3 protein-coding genes are annotated in these 2850 nt (G+C 34.7%); 1 reads left to right on the top strand and 2 read right to left on the bottom strand.

Features of this window, described 5'->3' with window-relative positions:
• Positions 1-129 precede the first annotated feature (129 nt).
• On the bottom strand, positions 130-630 hold the full coding sequence (locus V7150_RS21955) for a VOC family protein (protein WP_335522478.1): 501 nt from the start codon (positions 628-630) through the stop codon (positions 130-132).
• Between the two features lie 406 nt (positions 631-1036).
• Here V7150_RS21955 and V7150_RS21950 point away from each other — a divergent pair, with 406 nt between their 5' ends.
• Entirely contained in the window at positions 1037-1462 is a 426-nt protein-coding gene (locus V7150_RS21950; protein WP_335522476.1) for a hypothetical protein, read from the top strand.
• A 245-nt stretch (positions 1463-1707) separates the two neighbouring features.
• On the opposite strand, the gene V7150_RS21945 is transcribed toward V7150_RS21950, so the two are convergent.
• Positions 1708-2175: a CoxG family protein gene (locus V7150_RS21945; RefSeq protein WP_335522474.1), complete on the bottom strand. Its 468-nt coding sequence runs from the start codon at positions 2173-2175 to the stop codon at positions 1708-1710.
• Between the last annotated feature and the right edge of the window lie 675 nt (positions 2176-2850).

Raw genomic sequence — 2850 nt, 5'->3', positions numbered from 1 at the left:
CCAATAATCACAGATGCTTAAAGAGGCTGGTAATTTCGTATGAATGTCGCCCATTACCGTGTTTACTTGTGCATTTTAGTAAATCATAAACAGTTCCTCAATCGGCTGGTACTGTATCTAATTGTAATTTTATCCCTCAACCGCTTGTTTTAAAGTATTGATGTCAATTTTTTTCATTTGAAGCATTGCTTTCATTACTCTGTCTGATTTTTCTGGATCAGGGTTACTAATAAGTTTGGTTAAGGTAGTAGGAACAATTTGCCATGATACACCGTACCTATCTTTCAACCAACCGCACTGCTGAGCCTTTTCGTCTCCGCCTTCGGAGAGATTATCCCAATAATAATCTAATTCTTCTTGTGTATCACAATTGACGATAAATGATATGGCCTCTGTGAATTTGAATTGCGGACCGCCATTTAATGCTACGAAATTCTGTCCTTCCAGTTGAAATTCAACCGTCATAACAGTACTTTCTGAAATTCCTTGGATTTCATGTCTTTCTTTTCCGTAGTAAGTGACTCTACCGATCTTGGAATTTTGGAAGATAGAAGTGTAAAACTTCGCTGCCTCTTCCGCTTGTGTATCGAACCACAAGTTTGTGGTGATTTTTTGGATTTTAGTTTGCATTATTTTCAACTTCCTTTCCTAAAATAGATCTTTTTCGCTTTATTCATTTACATCTGAGAGCATTACATGGGCACCTTTTCTTGCGAAAGCAGAAGCATTGCCTCTTCCGATCCCTAAACCTCCACCTGTTACGAAACCTGCATTACCTTCATTAATCTAGATATTTACCCTCTACCTTCTATTATATAAACTCCTTTTTGAATAGAAAATAGTTTGAAGGCATATTGTAATTTTTTTAAAATTTTATACCAAGGCTGTTTTCGCAAAGTTTGTTGTTTTTTATAATTTAACTTTCATAAAGGAATATGGAATTATATGTTAAAACCAAAAGTATAGTTAAGACCTAAAATTAGAGTCGAAGCACTTTTTAATAAACAAACGTCAAATAGACAAAGGAGGGAATACATTGAAGCTACGAATGTTATTTTTTGGCCTTATTACAACTTTTATAATAATAGTAACAGGTTGTTCAAATGAAATAGTGAACGAAGAAAAAATAATCAAGATTCAAAAACGTGTTGGGAATGAAAATAAATTTGAAGATTTTAGGAAGGTTACTGATAGTAAGCAAGTCATAAAGGTAAAAGATATTTTACATGAAACTGATTGGGAAAATGCAAAAGTTGATATGGCTCGTCCACCTGATTACAGATTTACTTTCCAATATAAAAATTCAGAAATAAAAGCAAAAGCCGTAGGGTACGAGCTTTGGGTAAGTCCTAATAAAGATAAGATAGAAATAGTCAAAGGGACCAATCAATATGCTCAGTTATCAAAAGAAAATTCAGCAAATTTATATGAAATTATTACAGGTGATAAATTAGGAAAATAAAAAACGTGGACTATATAAAGGAATCTATATTGTAGGTTCCTGTTTTTATTCACTTTTTAACATTTTCAACAGTTGTAACACTTGATTTTTAGCACGCTAAAATAAGTAATTGCTCCGAATGCTATGACTAAATTGACAAGCAGCAAAAAATCTTTACGAAAAAGCCATAATAAAACAAGGTTGCCCGTGAGAAGTGTCAAGTTTTAGCGCCTTTAAAAAATGGCAGATGACTAAAGGTCCAATTGTCATCTGCCCCCTCTTTTCAATTGATAAAGAGTCCTTTTTATTTCTTTTTCAACTGTTTGAAAAAAATTGTCCAAACCTTTGTGGGCTCCTGAATCCAATACTCTTTGACCGGCCAATGCAAGTGCGCCTGTTACCTCTGCTTCAGCTTTACAGGTTAACTTTGACACACTTCGGGATTCTTTCATAAATAGATCTGCTTTGCCCACAATTTCCCCAATATTCCCCTTTCCTTTCACATACATGCGGAAAGAAGATGGCGGCTTCTGATCATCAAGCCGAATCTCAAGGGTAATAAGATCTTGTAATGGCCCAATTTTGATCTCCAATTCTGCTTCGTATACTCCTCTTGAACTTTCTACAAATGATTTACAACCGGGGATAGCTTTCCGAAGGACTTTTTTATCCATTAAATACTTCCAGACTATTTTCCTTGGTAATCCGAAGGTATACTCATACTCGATTTTCAATCTTTTCCCTCCAATTAACAACTTTAAAGGAATGAAGGTCCATTCCTCCATCCCTTTTCGTATTTGCACCCATATAATTTTATTCAATCGGAATAAAGTTGTTACCAAGGGAACATGCAAGCTGTTCTCCTTCGCTCTTTCCTTATGATTTGAAAATGGAAATTAAAGGGCGAATACGTACCCCATCTGGATATAAAGTATTGCCGTCCTCGATTTACGCGAATTCACGGAATTCCATTTTCATGATATTTGTTTTATATCCCTCGGAATGTTAAATAAATCTGTTTTTTTATTAATTTTTTTATGTTCGATTTATTTTTTTGCTATACTCATCATGAATATAGAGTTACACAGAAAATCAAGGAGCACAGTGCCAGACACTGCTCGCCATTGTTGAATGATAGATATACGTAACCAAAATCTTTGATTCATGCCGTTAAGGTCACAAAACCATTTTAAGTTACCGTTTTCTCGGTTTCATCGCCATTTTGGTCACAAAAAACTATTTTATGTTACCGTTATCCCGGTTGCTTCACCATTTCGGTCAAAAAAAACATTTTATGTTACCGTTAACTCGGTTCTTTCACCATTTCGGTCACAAAAAACTATTTTATGTTACCGTTATCCCGGTTGCTTCACCATTTCGGTCAAAAAAAACATTTTATGTTACCGTTA

It is taken from the genome of Neobacillus drentensis, assembly GCF_036965245.1.
GTDB lineage: Bacteria > Bacillota > Bacilli > Bacillales > Cytobacillaceae > Neobacillus > Neobacillus drentensis_G.
Note: the sequence above shows the minus strand (reverse complement) of the source record. Positions and strands in the feature narration are given on the sequence as shown.